This is a genomic window from Cernens ardua (assembly GCF_051251085.1).
Classification (GTDB): Bacteria; Pseudomonadota; Gammaproteobacteria; order Pseudomonadales; family Halomonadaceae; genus Cernens; species Cernens ardua.
Window position 1 is genome coordinate 127,185 of the sequence record NZ_JBPCZH010000004.1, and the last position, 12,784, is coordinate 139,968.

Genomic DNA, 12,784 nt, shown 5'->3' on the forward strand with positions numbered 1-12,784 from the left:
AGGTACGATACATGTGCTCACTGTAGGAGCAGTCTGTGGGCTAGACAATCTTCAAGAAGGAAAAGAAGGAGATCAGTATTTGAAGAATAAACGTTGCCACACGGGCTTTGATGTGTATGTTGTATCTATCATCAATTTCTGCGACAGGAATACATTATGAATTCTGCTGAAGAGCCGCAATTGGCTAACCTTGCCCAGGGCCCCCGTATCGAAAAGGTTCGTCATGAGCTGAAGGGCCGTATATTGCACGTCGATAAAACGGAGTATGTCACGCCAGGGATGAAGCGTATCCATCTTCGTGGCGATGATTTAGCTGATTTTGTCAGCCTTGGCGCGGATGATCACATCAAGATCGTTGTGCCTACCGAGGCGGGTGAACGTCAGATGCGTACCTACACACCACGCCGATATAGTGCACAAGAACGCACCATGATTATCGATTTTGCGCTACATGAAGCAGGCCCTGCGACACGCTGGGCACTGGATGCGAAGCCCGGTGATACGCTGGAAGTCAGGGGGCCCAAAGGTTCATCTTATATTGTATCCGAGATCGAACATTGGGTATTGGTGGGGGACGAGACGGCTCTTCCTGCGATTGGCCGTTATATCGAAGAGGCTACCGAAGGTACAAGAATCACGGCTATCGTGGCGGTGGCGGGGCCCGATGAGCACCAGTCCTTCGAGACGAAGGCAGATCTTGCAACACACTGGATTCACCGTCCTCTAACGGAAGGCAATAAGGCAGACCATTTGTTGGAAGGGTTAAAAACCGTAACACTGACGCCCGGTACGTATGTCTGGATAGCCGCAGAAACCACGGTAGTAAAAACACTTCGCCGCTATCTGGTTGAGGAGCAGGGACATGCGAAAAAATGGCTCAAGGCCGCAGGATACTGGATTGCTGGTAAAGCGGATGGTCATGAATCCTTTGATTAAACATAAAATAGTTCATACCAAACGAACGGGCTGAATGAGGCGCGGTGAAATATAATGCCATAATGATATATTCAATAATGGCCTCGTACAAAAACGCCTGGTCTCATGTGGGCAATGGATATTTATCGAAATAGGTTGCAATACTGCTATGTAAGGATTCCGCCAGTTCTTGCTGATGGGCGGCCCTTAATAAACGGTGGCAATCCTGTTCATTTGACATGAATCCATTTTCAACCAGCATGGAAGGAATATTGGGAGACTTGAGTACAGCAAAGGCAGCTTTATCTACCCAGGGTTGATGTAGGTGAGAGACAGTACCCAAATTATTCAGTGTAATATCAGCCAGTCTCTGACTGGCTTCTGTTGTACCCCGCATGGAAAGATCCAGAAGCACGTTCTGAACTGCTTTATTCTTGTTATATATCTCGCTTTGTCGAGTTGATTCAAATCTGTCCGAATTATTCTGGCTTTCGGCTAACCACCTGGCCATGGCTGATCCTGTCCCCTTTGTCGATAGAATATAGACAGAGGCGCCATGGGCATAGGTGACCGGTGCCGCATCAGCATGTAGTGAGATAAACAGATCGGCATGATTGTCTCGAGCGATTAAAACACGCTCATGTAAAGGGATGAAAATATCTGAGCTGCGTGTAAGAGTAGGCTCGAAACGCGGATCCGCATGAAGTAATGCTTTTAATCTTTCAGCAATGCTCAATACTACGTATTTCTCGAAATGGTCATCATGGCTGATACAACCCGGGTCTTTACCTCCATGCCCAGCATCAATTTCGATAATGGCTTTTCGTCTAGTATGGTGTAAACGTGACTCAGCCACGACACCGGCCATAAGATGGTCAGGATCATTGATGCTTATAATTAATTGGGCGCGATGACGATTGAGTTTGCGAAGATGGACCCGGTGTGGCTGGTATTCCTTGAGATCTACTATAATACGCGCTCCGCCATGATAAGGACCTGTATGGACATTTCGGATAACGCCGATGTTTTTGTCTCTGTCAGGCCCATTGATTCTACTAACCTGAGGAAGATCAATCACGATCTGAGGGGGATAACGCTGCTCGGTGACAGAGTAGTGGCTATTTCCATCTTCCAGCTCAATCACTATGTTGGCACTATGACGTGCTCTTTGCAGGGTATAACGTGAATAGGTGCCTTCTGCCAATACTCGTGTGCTGGGCAAAAGGCAGACTGCTGCGAGACTCGATATGAAGCGTCTTCTATCCATGAATTACATTATTCCACATAAAAGATATGTTATAATGTAACATACAAGATAATTCGTTCAATCTCTAAAAAAGATTTCTTTCAATTGTCCTGTTGGCGGTAACACCCTCCCCGTGTGGATGATGAAGAATGAAGTCTCATATATCGACCACTCTATTCGGGGGTACCGCACCCGTTGTTAACGACCTGGTTGATTGATGTGACCGGTAATCTGTATATGCCCGCATTCTACATAATGCTGGCCTCGGCTATTTGTGGCATCACCGTACTCTATACGTTGGAGTCAGCACGTAAGCCATTGCAGGGTTCTACGCCTACAGCAACCAGTGCTTCTGAGGCAGCAGAGCTATTTCGCGAACACCGTGAAGAAGTCGAAAGCAGCATTGTAGCGATTGATAATCAGATCAAACGCTCGCAGGAGACCCGTGATTCATTGCAGGAGTCGATTCAGTCTCCCTGGCATACCCCACCATAGCAGTATCGAAGCCTGAGCTTTTCTTTGCCATTCTGAAGGTTGCCATAAGCACTATAAACAGCACCCGCTAACGTTGCTCACAAGGAATCTTCGCATGACAGCCTTTATCAATGCCCAAGATGAAATTGTAACAGATGGTTTATCGGGGCTATTACGCAGTGGTCGATTGCGTAATGTTGCCCGACTGGAGGGGTTTCCGCATACCAGGGTTGTGGTTCGAACGGATCATGACGCACATCAGGTGGCTGTCGTTTCAGGCGGAGGGGCCGGACATGAACCAGCTCATGCTGCCTATGTGGGTGAGGGAATGCTCACGGCGGCTGTGGTGGGCGATCTTTTTGCTTCTCCTAGTGCTGATGCTGTGCTGGCCGCGATCCTGGCAGTCACGGGAGACGCGGGCTGCTTGTTGGTAGTGAAGAATTATACGGGCGACCGTCTGAATTTTGGTCTTGCAGCAGAGCGTGCCAAGCAACAAGGGCTAAAGGTAGAGATGGTGATAGTCGGTGATGATATTGCGCTACCGGATGCACCACAGCCTCGCGGGCTTGCTGGAACAGTATTGGTGCATAAACTGGCAGGATATCTTTCGGCAAATAACACAGCGTTGGCCGAGGTCAAACAACGTGTTCAGCACCTTATCCGGCACCTTGGGTCCATAGGCCTGGCGCTCAGGACGACAGACATATTGGGTCAACCCCCGCGGGCCTACCAGAGTTCACCTGAATTGGGGCTAGGTATCCATGGTGAACCGGGTGCCGAAAAGGTTTCAATCAAGAATGCTTCTCACGCTATTTCCCTAATGGTTGAACGTCTCGAAGCCCGCTTTCCCGAAGAGCAAGGCGAACTTATTGTCATGCTGAATAACCTGGGTAGTGTGACACCTATCGAGATGGATATTCTAACCGATGTCTTCCTGCAAACCTCTTTTGGTCAACGTTGCACACTACTGATTGGTCCAGCCCCCGTATTGACCGCTCTTAACATGTATGGCATTTCGATTTCGGTGACACCCGCAACAGATGAAGTGAAAGCCGCGATGCTGGCTCCGGTGGCTTCTACCGACTGGCCCGGGGCCCATTTACCTGTAGAACAACCGCAAGTGATCAAGTCAGATGTTATCTCCTCCGATGAACAATGGGCTTCAGAGCCCGATGAAGCTGTCGCGCAACTGGTCAGGACGACCTGTGAAGCATTGGTAGCGGCTCGTGCCTCTTTGGATGAACTTGATTCACTAGTAGGTGACGGGGATACCGGTTCTACATTGGCAGGCGGTGCCACTGCTATCCTCCAAGCGTTGGATGAAGGGTTACCCCTAAAATCACCTGACAAACTCCTCTCTGTTTTTGCCAGTGTTCTGGGTCAAAGCATGGGCGGCTCCATTGGTGTGCTTCTTTCATCGTTATTCACTGCAGCTGCGTCTGCCCTGGCGAAGGGGGAAACATTCCCGTCTGCATTGGAAGAAGGCATCACTGCCGTTCAAACATACGGTGGTGCCAAGCCCGGGGATAGAACCATGTTGGATGCCCTTATCCCTGCAGTAGTCACTTGGAAGGAAAAGGGAGACTTCGATGCAGCCGTGGAGTCAGCCAGGGAGGGTGTCGAGAAAACCAGACATCTGGAAAAGGCAGGTGCAGGGCGTTCCTCCTATCTTCGTGCCGATTCTCTGAAAGGCAATCCTGATCCGGGTGCTCAGGCAGTGGCTATCGTATTTGAGGCGGCTCAGCCATGGGTTGATGAGAAGCCGAATTGAGCGGAGATCCTCCATTTATACCCATTACGGTGATATGTCAGACTCAGGTTTTTCATATAATTCATGAGCTTCCTGAACATACTGGCCGCCTGCAGCGGAATTGATGGGGAATGCGGTGAAGGCGGTTTCTGGCCGTGGCGCAGGGCGACATGACCTGCGCCAAACGAAAAATACAAACATCAAGCCGAGTAAAATGCTTATTCCCACAAATAAACCGTTAGGGCCCGCTGTCCGTATGACAGGTGTTAATAGGGGAGATGCAATGGCTGATCCCAAAGCATTTGTAAGAATTAATCCCTGATTCATACCAACAAGATGTTCCGAGGATACTCTATCGGCGGCATGGCTGATCATGATGGGATAGAGGGAAAAGATACCACCCCCTAAAAGAAACAGGATCAAGGCAGTCATCCATGTATTCCGATAGATCATTGGAACAATAAGCGAGAGGCAGCAGAGGATAGCCGAGATGACAAGCATAACCCATTGGCGGTCACTCTTGTCTGACCAGTAGCCCACCGGATACTGCAACACCATGCCCCCTATTATTGATGTGAACATAAGCCTGCCTATCAGGCTTGAAGCATGTTCGCCATGGATGCTGCCCAGATAGACAGGAAACAGCGTAAAAACGGCGCCCATAAGGATTCCCGTGGCTAGTGAACCTACGGTTCCTGTTGGGCTGAGCCTGAACATGGTCCAGGGAGGCATGGCCTTTGCCCCATCGAATTTCGGGCCTTGTCTGGGGATCAGGGTGACCGGTATCACACAAAGGGAGGTCACAAGCGATGCCATTACGTAAGGCAGGCCTTGCGTAGGCCCACTCGGTGAAGTGTCCAGTACCCCTATGAATAGCTGACCAAAGGCCATGGAAGCAAAGCAGGCAATCATGTAAATTGCCAGAATGCGCCCTCTGTTTGCAGCATGGCTGGATGCTAATAACCAGCTTTCAACGACCAGAAAAGCGCCTGCAATTCCCCAACCACACACCACCCTTAGCAGGAACCAGTAATAGGGGTTTACCCAAATGGCCTGAGCAATAGCGCTGGCTGAAAGAATAGCGACAAAGGTGGCATAGGCACGGATATGGCCGACTCTGTTCAATAACGTATTATTGAATAGAGCACCGAGGCATAACCCTACGTAATAGGCTGCTGAGATATATCCGATGGTCGCCAACGAGTAGTGGAACATGCTCAACCGTAGTGGCAGCAATGTCATCAGGAACCCGTTACTTATAGATAAGAAAAACAGGCTCAGAATGGGCGGTAGTAGGGTCATGGTTGGCGTGTCTCCAATGCCAGTATGCTGTGTTTGAGAGGATACAATCAGGGGTCTATCGCGACTCTTTGACCATCTCTCTTGCTTCAGCATGCGTGTGCACAGCAGGATGTGACCCTTGTAGAGGCCGTTTGGCACTTTCCTTGACCGTCCAGATTGTCACAAGACCTACAACGCCCGCGATAGCCATATAAAAGGCTGGAATCATGAGATTCCCGGTTTTTTCCACTAGCCAGGCGTTAATCAGTGGCGTAGTGCCACCAAAGAGGGAGACCGATATGTTAAATCCGATTGCCAGTGCACTGTAGCGAATATCTGTGGCAAACAGAGCCGGTAGTGTTGAGGGCATGGTGCCGCTGAAACACCCGTGCAGGATGCCCAGGATCAAAAGACCAAGGAACACGAGCCCTATCTGGTGACTAGTGATCAAAAGGAAAGCAGGGTAGGAGAGAACGATCAACCCGGCTGCTCCCAATGCAATCACGGGGCGACGGCCCAGCGTATCCGTAATACGGCCGCACAAAGCGGTCATCGGCAGCATAATGAACATCAAAACGATGACCAATAACAGGCTGGCGTGGTCGCCCAATCCAAGCGTGTCACTCAAATAACTGGGCATGTAGGCTGTTAGCATGTAGTTCGAGACATTAAACAGTAGTACCAGACCAATACATTGGGCCAATGCGCCGAGGTTTTGTCCAAGCAGTGCCATGACTCCCCTGGAGCCCCGTTCTTTTTCGTCTTTTTCCTGCTTTTCAATGTGAGCCTGGAAGGCGGGCGTTTCTTCCAGTTTTAAACGAATATACAGTCCGAAAATCCCTAATGGAGCTGATACGAAGAATGGCAGCCTCCACCCCCAATCGAGCATGCTGTTAGTTGAGAGCAGGTAATTCAGGAGTGTAACGAGCAGGGCACCCAGCAGGTAGCCAGTAATGGTACCCACTTCAAGAAAACTGCCTGCAAAGCCCCGTTGTTTATCGGGTGAATACTCGGCGATGAAGGTAGCTGCTCCCCCATATTCACCCCCGGTCGAGAACCCTTGAACGAGTCGGACCAAGAGCAATAGCAGTGGCGCTGCTGCACCAATACTGTTGTAAGAGGGAATTAGCCCCAGACAAAAAGTGGCGACAGACATTATGATCATTGTAATTGCCAGCACTTTCTGACGACCAATCAAGTCTCCCAGGGGGCCAAAGACCATGCCCCCGATTGGGCGAACAAGAAAGGCGGCAGCAAAGGTGCCAAACGTGGCAACGAGCTGCAATGACGGTGATGTTCCCGCAAAGAAAACGTTACCAATAACGGTGGCTAGATAGCTGTATACCCCGAAATCAAACCACTCCATGATATTTCCAAGTGCCGCTGCACGAACGGATTTCTTGTGCATATCGGGATCAATAACAGTGATGTCATCGGGACTTATTGGTGTTTCATGTTTTGCTACTGTAGCGGCGTTGGCAGGATTTTCTGTCATGAAATTACCCATATAGGCATGTCCCCACCCATATTTCGCTACGCTTGCTGGCAGCCAAATATTGTAGTTTCGTGATTGCACACGTGGGGGTGCTGTGTATTTATAGAAATATTGTGGAAAAGAGTTGCCAGTAAGGAATATAACGTTGACTGCTGCGAAGCAGTGTAATGATTCGCTAGGGGTGGCAATGGGTGAGGTTATAACGCGATATATTCAGAGACGGAAACGAAGATTCGTGATAGGGCTATCATGAATCGTGATGGCAAATTCTATAAGATGTTACTTTGTGATTGGCTATTATCTATCTTTGTGTGAAAACGCAGTAATAGTCCCTTTTGCCATTCATGTCGCTTTTCCATTACTTATCGTCAGTTGATGGTAGCTCTGACTAACCTTGGAGATGAAAAAGGATGTCAGTCGAGATGCTCGGCTATATCGCTAATAGAGGTGTCATGGCATGACTTCTCCAACTCGTCCTCTGGACCTGGTGTTGCTCAATTCCTACGTAGCGGTTGTCGATTATGAGGGCTTTAGTGCCGCAGGGGCAGTGTTGAATCTCGCCCAATCTACGGTCAGTGCACATATCAAGCGGCTTGAGGATCAGATAGGGCAGCTACTGCTTGTTAGGGGGACTTCCGCGCCCAGGCCAACGCCTATAGGTGAGCGTTTACTGATGCATGCTCGTCAGATGCTGAAACAGAGCACTTTGGCTTGGCAGGATGTGAACGAGCAACGTCTTGGGGGGGTAATTCGGTTGGGGGTTCCCGACGATTACCTGGTCTATTTACCGCGAGTTTTGGCTGATTTCGAAGCACGTTTTCCGGAGGTCGAGCTTGTCGTGGATTGTGCGATGAGTGTTGATCTTGTTCAGCAGATCAAGCAAGGACATCTTGATTTGGCCGTTATTACCCGACAGCCCTACAGCCCGGGAGGAGAAGTACTTCTACAGGAAAGAACCTTGTGGATCGGTGCAAAAGGGTATGCGATTCCTCAAGATTCCCCCCTTCCTCTGGCAGTATCACGGGCAGGCAAATGTATATTTCGGGAACGAGCCATTGAAGCCTTGGAACAGTCAGGTATTCGTTGGCGAATCGCATACGAAAGCAGTAGCTTGAGCGGTTTGATCAGTGCTGTTGCTGCAGGGCTGGCTATCTCGGTAATAACGCCTACCATGCTTACACCGCAACTCAGAGTTCTGGAAGAAGAAGAGGGGCTTCCTGTATTGGCCGATACCGAAATCGCGCTTCTAAAAGCAAATTACCCTTTGAATGATGCATGTCAGCAATTGGCCAATGACCTGCAAAATCTGATGATGAGTCGTTAAGACGGTAATGTAGCCATTACCCCTTTCCTGTTACCTGATACGAAAAACATAAGCGCAGCACCTGACCAATGTCTGATAGGCAAATAATGCCATGCCGCCGTGTTAGGTCTATGCTGAAAAGATCAATACTGGAGAGTTTGGGCGTTATAAGCGTTACGTTTGGATGATATCTATGAAACTTGTGACCACTTTTGCTTTCCAACGAAGATAAGAAAATCGTTTTATTTCCATCAACGCTAACATTTACGCTGAGGACATATCATGTCGAGCAAATATCGTACGCTCAACCCTGCGACAGGCAAGATTGAAAAGGAATTCGATACCCACAGCGATTCAGAATTGTTCTCCAAGCTGGAAACCGCGCACGCCTTCTGGAAAAACACGTGGCGCCATACTTCCTTTGCGGAAAGGCGTGATCTGGTGCAGAAAGCAGCTGATATTTTGCGTCGGGACAAGGAAAAACACGCGAAGCTCATCTCGACTGAAATGGGTAAGGCCTACTCGGAAGCAGTAGCAGAAATTGAGCTATCTTCCGATATTCTGTCCTACTATGCGCAAAATGCAGAGACTTTTTTAGCGCCCAAAGAGCTGCCTACTTCGACAGGGCATGCGACGGTACTCAATCAGCCGCTCGGGGTAATTTACTGCGTTGAACCCTGGAACTTTCCTTATTATCAGCTGGCACGTGTAGCAGGCCCGAATCTGATGTCCGGCAACGTTGTGCTGTTAAAGCATGCGCCCGGTGTGCCTCAGTGTGCCGAGGCTTTCGAAGCCCTGTTTACCGAAGCAGGGGCACCCTCTGGCGCCTACACTAACCTGTTCATTACGAACGATCAGTCCGAACAGCTGATCGCACGCCCTGAGGTCCGTGGTGTTGCAGTCACCGGCAGTGAACGGGCAGGGAGTGCCGTGGCTTCGCAGGCGGGTAAAGCGCTCAAGAAAACGACCATGGAATTGGGCGGTTCTGATGCTTTTATTGTCTTGGAAGATGCGGATCTGGATCAGGTGATTCCCCATGCTGTGGATGGCCGTATGTCCAACAATGGGCAAGTATGTACGGCTTCCAAGCGGATGATTGTGCATGAATCACTGGTGGATGAATTTACCGAACGTTTTCAGAAAGCGATCAGTGAATTCAAGTATGGCGATCCCTTGGAAGAGGGCGTGACCCATGGCCCGATGAGTAGCGAAGATGCCATGAAGTTGGCAATTAGCCAGGTCGAAAAGGCTGTCCAGAATGGCGCGAAACTGTTGGGTGGTGGTAAGCAGATTGACCGTGAAGGTTTCTTTATGCAGGCGGGTATTCTGACGCAGGTGACCAAGGATAACCCTGTCTTCTACGAAGAAATTTTTGGTCCTGTCGCAACAATTTATTCCGTCAAAAGTGAAGAAGAAGCCATCGAGCTGGCAAATGATTCCCCCTATGGATTGGGTGGTTCGGTTCATACCCGCGATATTGAGCGTGGGCGCCGTGTTGCGGCACAGATCGAAACCGGTATGGTCTTTATTAATAACCTGACGGGTACGGCCCCTGATTTGCCCTTTGGAGGGATTGGTAATTCCGGTTATGGTCGCGAACTTTCCGAGTTCGGTATTGAAGAGTTTATCAACCGTAAATTGGTGCACGTGGACTGATCGCACGGTCATACAAACGGTAGAAAAGTTTTCTACATGAAACATGAAACATGAAAGGGAGGGCCTCATTGGGCGCCTTCCCTTTTTTTTTCTGTCAGATTTTTATTCGTGCTTATTCCCCTGGAAAGAGGCACTCGTGAATCTGACAGGCTCCCTCATATAGAAACTTGCATGGACAGATGTATTTTTAGCGTTACGCCACGCGATTAATCAGATTGGTTTCACCTTTCCAAAGCTTGTCCAGGTTTTCCAGCAGAATATCAATGATATTTCCTTCGTAAAGCTCGGATTCACCGGCGATATGGGGTGTAATCACCACATTCGGGAGCGTCCATAGAGGGCTTTCACTGGAAAGTGGTTCTTCCTCTGTGACATCCAACCCTGCCCCTGCCAGCTTTTTGTTTTCGAGTGCGTTGATCAGTGCTTTTTCTTCAATAACCGGACCACGACCAATATTGACCAACAAGGCACGAGGATTGAAGTTGTTGAATACTTCGTCGTTGACTAAATGATAAGTATCGTCTGATAAACCCGCTGCAACCACAACGACATCGGCTTTTCCGACCAGATTTTTCACGTCATCAAAACCATAGACTTCGTCCGCGTCGCCCTTGCCGGATGCTGGCGTATAACGGACGCCAATGACATGCATATCGAACGCCTTGGCTAGCCGACAAATACGATTTCCTATGTGACCCAAGCCAATCACGAGCATGGTTTTACCGGTCAATTCGTTAAAGCGTTCGTCCGGATTACGGTGGGTAGTAAACCACGTTCTATTTTTCTGCTCTTCGTGTTTGTCCCACATGTGATGCGCCAATGTCAGCAACAATGCAAAGGCATGTTGAGATACGATGTTGGCATTGGCCCCCGATCCTCCAGCCAAATATACATGGTGTGATGAAAAGTCTGCGGGAGTGAACTGATTCATTCCCGCACTTACGGATTGAAGGAATTTAAGGCGGGGCCAGTGATCAAGCTCGGTACTGGTCACTTTCGCACAAGAGACGAGAACATCTGCATCCAGGTCGGAATCTCGAACACCGTCCAGTGAGTCGATCGAAAAAGAGTCGATCCCTGTGCCACGACGATCAAATTCCTCTTTCAAATTCATGGATGCATCGCTAAAACAGATACGTAGCTTATCTTTTGGTGGCAAAAGAGAAGAATCGGACATGACACGCCTCGAGTTGTTATGAATGAAAATGAAGATAATCAGGCAGAGGGAGAAAAGAGCGCCTGATAACGGCCTTACTCACAATTTGCGATACTCGGACTAGTGTATCCATCAAAGCGATCATGAAGAAACCGACTTTTGTATAAACAGGCGACTCAAGCGCAAAGATGAACACTTCTTGCACGATAGATTATCCAGATACCTATAAAAAGCCTTTTCGAATGTTGAACGAAACTCTTGGCAGTATGATGTGGTCACAAATAATGAATTGAACATGAGATAAATCGGGATATTTGTATTTTCCGTACTCATATAACAGACAAGGAGTTACTGCATGACAACGCTATTCGATCCCATTAAGGTGGGCAGCATTGAAGCAGCAAACCGCATATGGATGTCGCCCCTTACACGCGCCCGTGGCACGCGCGAACATGTGCCGACACCTATTATGGTTGAGTATTACGCGCAACGTGCAGATGCGGGTCTGATCATTAGTGAAGCGACGGGTATCACACGCGAGGGGCTTGGTTGGCCCTGGGCACCGGGGATCTGGAGTGAAGAACAGGTTGAAGCCTGGAAACCGATAACAAAGGCAGTCCATGACAAGGGCGGCAAGATTGTATGCCAGTTATGGCACATGGGACGCCTGGTTCATTCTAGTGTGACGGGGCAGCAACCTGTAGCCCCTTCTGCCCTTCCCGGGCCTAATCAAGTACATACTTATGAGGGCAAGAAGGACTACGAGACGCCTCGTGAGCTGGAAGTTTCTGAAATTCCGCGCCTGTTGGATGAGTATGAAAATGCAGCTCGAAATGCTATTGCCGCCGGATTCGATGGCGTACAAATCCATGCGGCCAACGGTTACCTTATTGATGAGTTCCTTCGTGACAGTACAAACAAGCGGACTGACGAATATGGTGGATCGCCCGAGAACCGTATTCGTTTGCTGAAAGAAGTGACGGAGCGCGTCATTGCGACGGTGGGTAAAGAGCGTACGGGGGTACGTTTGTCTCCCAATGGTGATACGCAAGGGTGTATCGATAGTGCCCCTGAAACTGTCTTTATACCGGCTGCCAAACTGTTGCAGGATCTGGACATTGCGTTTCTTGAGCTGCGCGAGCCTGGCCCGGACGGTACCTTCGGGAGTACGGATCAACCCAAGTTATCTCCTGAAATCCGTAAGGTTTTCACCAATGCTCTGATACTGAATCAGGATTACACGTTCGAAGAAGCGAATGGCACAGTTGAAGCAGGGCAGGCTGATGCTATTGCCTTCGGTCGTAAATTCATCTCGAATCCTGATCTTGTTACGCGCTTCAAAAAGGATATCCCCTTGGCCCCTGATGATATCAAGACCTGGTATTCACAAGGTAAAGAAGGCTATATCGATTATCCTGCGGCTGAAAATGCATGAAGTGATAGCCAATGCGTTTTAAATGCGGCTCATTAAGTCAGTATGCAGGTGTGAGGCAGTGAATGTATGACAT

10 protein-coding genes are annotated in these 12,784 nt (G+C 49.1%); 6 read left to right on the forward strand and 4 right to left on the reverse strand.

Annotated features, from left to right (window positions below):
• Positions 1-156: 156 nt before the first annotated feature.
• Positions 157-936 (forward strand): siderophore-interacting protein, encoded by a 780-nt coding sequence (locus tag LMG33818_RS08610; RefSeq protein WP_442322967.1) that lies wholly within the window; start codon positions 157-159, stop codon positions 934-936.
• 103 nt (positions 937-1,039) lie between these two features.
• Here LMG33818_RS08610 and LMG33818_RS08615 read toward each other — a convergent pair whose 3' ends face one another.
• Positions 1,040-2,182 carry an N-acetylmuramoyl-L-alanine amidase gene (locus LMG33818_RS08615; RefSeq protein WP_442322968.1) on the reverse strand — a complete coding sequence of 381 codons (1,143 nt, stop codon included), beginning with the start codon at positions 2,180-2,182 and terminating at the stop codon, positions 1,040-1,042.
• 174 nt (positions 2,183-2,356) lie between these two features.
• Here LMG33818_RS08615 and LMG33818_RS08620 point away from each other — a divergent pair, with 174 nt between their 5' ends.
• Positions 2,357-2,656 (forward strand): hypothetical protein, encoded by a 300-nt coding sequence (locus LMG33818_RS08620; protein WP_442322969.1) that lies wholly within the window; start codon positions 2,357-2,359, stop codon positions 2,654-2,656.
• A 94-nt stretch (positions 2,657-2,750) separates the two neighbouring features.
• A complete protein-coding gene (locus tag LMG33818_RS08625) occupies positions 2,751-4,406 on the forward strand; it encodes a dihydroxyacetone kinase subunit DhaK (protein ID WP_442322970.1) in 1,656 nt (551 codons plus the stop codon).
• Positions 4,407-4,430: 24 nt separating this feature from the next.
• On the opposite strand, the gene LMG33818_RS08630 is transcribed toward LMG33818_RS08625, so the two are convergent.
• On the reverse strand, positions 4,431-5,687 hold the full coding sequence (locus LMG33818_RS08630; RefSeq protein ID WP_442322971.1) for an MFS transporter: 1,257 nt from the start codon (positions 5,685-5,687) through the stop codon (positions 4,431-4,433).
• Between the two features lie 55 nt (positions 5,688-5,742).
• The gene (gene proP, locus LMG33818_RS08635) at positions 5,743-7,161 is read right to left on the reverse strand and encodes a glycine betaine/L-proline transporter ProP (RefSeq protein ID WP_442322972.1); all 1,419 of its coding nucleotides are present in this window, start codon (positions 7,159-7,161) and stop codon (positions 5,743-5,745) included.
• 457 nt (positions 7,162-7,618) lie between these two features.
• Between proP and LMG33818_RS08640 the strand changes: the two genes are divergently transcribed.
• On the forward strand, positions 7,619-8,485 hold the full coding sequence (locus tag LMG33818_RS08640; protein WP_442322973.1) for a LysR substrate-binding domain-containing protein: 867 nt from the start codon (positions 7,619-7,621) through the stop codon (positions 8,483-8,485).
• A gap of 261 nt (positions 8,486-8,746) precedes the next feature.
• Positions 8,747-10,120, forward strand: coding sequence for an NAD-dependent succinate-semialdehyde dehydrogenase (locus LMG33818_RS08645; protein WP_442322974.1), 1,374 nt, complete (start codon positions 8,747-8,749; stop codon positions 10,118-10,120).
• 193 nt (positions 10,121-10,313) lie between these two features.
• Here LMG33818_RS08645 and LMG33818_RS08650 read toward each other — a convergent pair whose 3' ends face one another.
• On the reverse strand, positions 10,314-11,297 hold the full coding sequence (locus LMG33818_RS08650; protein WP_442322975.1) for a D-2-hydroxyacid dehydrogenase: 984 nt from the start codon (positions 11,295-11,297) through the stop codon (positions 10,314-10,316).
• A 334-nt stretch (positions 11,298-11,631) separates the two neighbouring features.
• Here LMG33818_RS08650 and LMG33818_RS08655 point away from each other — a divergent pair, with 334 nt between their 5' ends.
• Positions 11,632-12,711 (forward strand): alkene reductase, encoded by a 1,080-nt coding sequence (locus LMG33818_RS08655; protein WP_442322976.1) that lies wholly within the window; start codon positions 11,632-11,634, stop codon positions 12,709-12,711.
• The last annotated feature ends 73 nt before the right edge of the window (positions 12,712-12,784 follow it).

What these genes read in the sequence shown, in the direction of transcription:
- LMG33818_RS08610 (WP_442322967.1), top strand. Translation starts at nt 157, where the DNA reads ATGAATTCTGCTGAAGAGCCGCAATTGGCTAACCTTGCCCAGGGCCCC.
- LMG33818_RS08615 (WP_442322968.1), bottom strand. Translation starts at nt 2,182, where the DNA reads ATGGATAGAAGACGCTTCATATCGAGTCTCGCAGCAGTCTGCCTTTTG.
- LMG33818_RS08625 (WP_442322970.1), top strand. Translation starts at nt 2,751, where the DNA reads ATGACAGCCTTTATCAATGCCCAAGATGAAATTGTAACAGATGGTTTA.
- LMG33818_RS08630 (WP_442322971.1), bottom strand. Translation starts at nt 5,687, where the DNA reads ATGACCCTACTACCGCCCATTCTGAGCCTGTTTTTCTTATCTATAAGT.
- proP (WP_442322972.1), bottom strand. Translation starts at nt 7,161, where the DNA reads ATGACAGAAAATCCTGCCAACGCCGCTACAGTAGCAAAACATGAAACA.
- LMG33818_RS08640 (WP_442322973.1), top strand. Translation starts at nt 7,619, where the DNA reads ATGACTTCTCCAACTCGTCCTCTGGACCTGGTGTTGCTCAATTCCTAC.
- LMG33818_RS08645 (WP_442322974.1), top strand. Translation starts at nt 8,747, where the DNA reads ATGTCGAGCAAATATCGTACGCTCAACCCTGCGACAGGCAAGATTGAA.
- LMG33818_RS08650 (WP_442322975.1), bottom strand. Translation starts at nt 11,297, where the DNA reads ATGTCCGATTCTTCTCTTTTGCCACCAAAAGATAAGCTACGTATCTGT.
- LMG33818_RS08655 (WP_442322976.1), top strand. Translation starts at nt 11,632, where the DNA reads ATGACAACGCTATTCGATCCCATTAAGGTGGGCAGCATTGAAGCAGCA.